The organism is Trebonia sp. (assembly GCF_049794275.1).
GTDB lineage: Bacteria > Actinomycetota > Actinomycetes > Streptosporangiales > Streptosporangiaceae > Trebonia.
In genome coordinates, this window is record NZ_JBARCR010001035.1 from 1 (window position 1) to 1,506 (window position 1,506).

Annotated in this window: 3 protein-coding genes; 1 reads left to right on the forward strand and 2 read right to left on the reverse strand. The window is 66.5% G+C overall.

Annotated elements, in window-relative coordinates:
- Positions 1-180: hypothetical protein (locus WA805_RS25950; RefSeq protein WP_425243660.1), on the reverse strand; the 180-nt coding region annotated here is incomplete at its 3' end.
- A 503-nt stretch (positions 181-683) separates the two neighbouring features.
- Between WA805_RS25950 and WA805_RS25955 the strand changes: the two genes are divergently transcribed.
- Positions 684-1,145, forward strand: coding sequence for a hypothetical protein (locus tag WA805_RS25955; protein WP_422289021.1), 462 nt, complete (start codon positions 684-686; stop codon positions 1,143-1,145).
- Between the two features lie 19 nt (positions 1,146-1,164).
- On the opposite strand, the gene WA805_RS25960 is transcribed toward WA805_RS25955, so the two are convergent.
- The gene (locus WA805_RS25960) at positions 1,165-1,308 is read right to left on the reverse strand and encodes a hypothetical protein (RefSeq protein ID WP_422289022.1); all 144 of its coding nucleotides are present in this window, start codon (positions 1,306-1,308) and stop codon (positions 1,165-1,167) included.
- Positions 1,309-1,506 lie beyond the last annotated feature (198 nt).

Consider the following 1,506-nt stretch of genomic DNA (forward strand, 5'->3'; position numbering starts at 1 on the left):
GTCGCTGATGGACGGCAGCGTGGCCGCGTTGGGCCCGAGGTGGTCGAGGAGCACCCGGCGCAGCGGCTGATCCTCGGTGCGCGCCGTGCGAACCGCCCGGTGCACCAGCTTGCGCGCCAGCCGGCCGGCATCAGCGAGATCCGGTCGATCGTCGGCGGACCGCTCGCCAAACGATGTCATGACCGCACTGTATCCCGTGCTTGTCACGACGGATCCTGTGCTTGTCACGACGGTTTTTTCATCTGGACCGGGATTCCGGCAGGCCTTGTCACGGTCAATGCCGCTCGACGGGGCAGATCAGACTAGCCCCGCCATGGTCCGAGAGCGACCCTGGGTAACAGGGGAAAGCAGAGGCTCTGGTGGGCCAGCATCACAAGCCTCCTGCGCCACTCGGACCTGATCTTCACGAGATACGGGCCAGAACCCACTACTCACGAACAAAGCCAGCGTACCGAAGGTGGTAATAGCGGCGCAGCTAGCAGACGCCCGCCCGCCAACTACCGATCACATCCGCCAGCTATCGGTCACAGTCACAGTAAACCCGGCGAGCGCCGGCAAATCCCCAGGTAACTGGTTGGATATACGTCAGTTGACGGATGTTTCCGCGTGCAAATTGCAGGAGTATTTGTCACGCAACTAGCACTTCTCCAGCGCCAGCCCGTCCGTGCGAACGGAGCAAGCTGATGGCCAGCGACCGGCCCGTCCCGTACGGCATCGGCAGTGACACCTGGCCTGGCTTGTCCAGGCTCGCCGCCGACGCCGCGCAGGTCGCCAGGGCCGCCGCCGCGATCATCAGCACCGGTAACGATACAGTTCAGGACCCGGCTGACCAGCGCGAGAACCTGCAGGAACAGCTCGGAGACCTGCGCGCGGCCATCGACTACGTGATCGGCAAGAACGCCCTGGACTGGGCCGCCGTCAACAGGCGCCGCGACCGCAAGCGCAGCCTGTACGAACGGGGCATCGACGAAGACCAGCCTCCCTCGCCGGGCCAGCGTGACGACGATGCGGCCGGGAGTCCCAGCCCGGCGCCGCACGGCCACGGCGCGGGCGACAACGGCCGCCCCGCTCCGCACCAGCACGCCTGCCCATCGAGGCCTGCCACCCGGTCCGCCCGCCACCCGTGGGCCCGAGCCGCAGATTAAGCACATCGGGCCGTTCGCGTCAGCACAAGGCACTGGCTGCTTGCAGTTCGCCGAGCACTCGCTGCGCGAGTTCGCTGAAGTCGTCGCCGTTGGCCGCGTCACTCCAGCGCTCGTAGGCGATCTCCCAGGCGGCACGTCCCCTTGGAGCCTGCCGATTGCGCAATCGGCAGGATCGTGTCCAGCGGCAACCTGCACCAGGCGTCCCCAGTGCCTCTGCTGTCTATTACGTCGGGCACACGGAACCCGGCCAGGGGCTGTTTTGGGTTAGTGCTGGGGATTTGGCCCCTGAGGGGGGTCACATCCCCAGCACTAACGGGACTTGGTGACGCTGTGAACTATGCGGCCTGCGGGGCGACGTCGC

Bases quoted from the DNA above. Each gene is read 5' to 3' on its own strand.
- WA805_RS25955 (WP_422289021.1), top strand. From the start codon at position 684: ATGGCCAGCGACCGGCCCGTCCCGTACGGCATCGGCAGTGACACCTGG.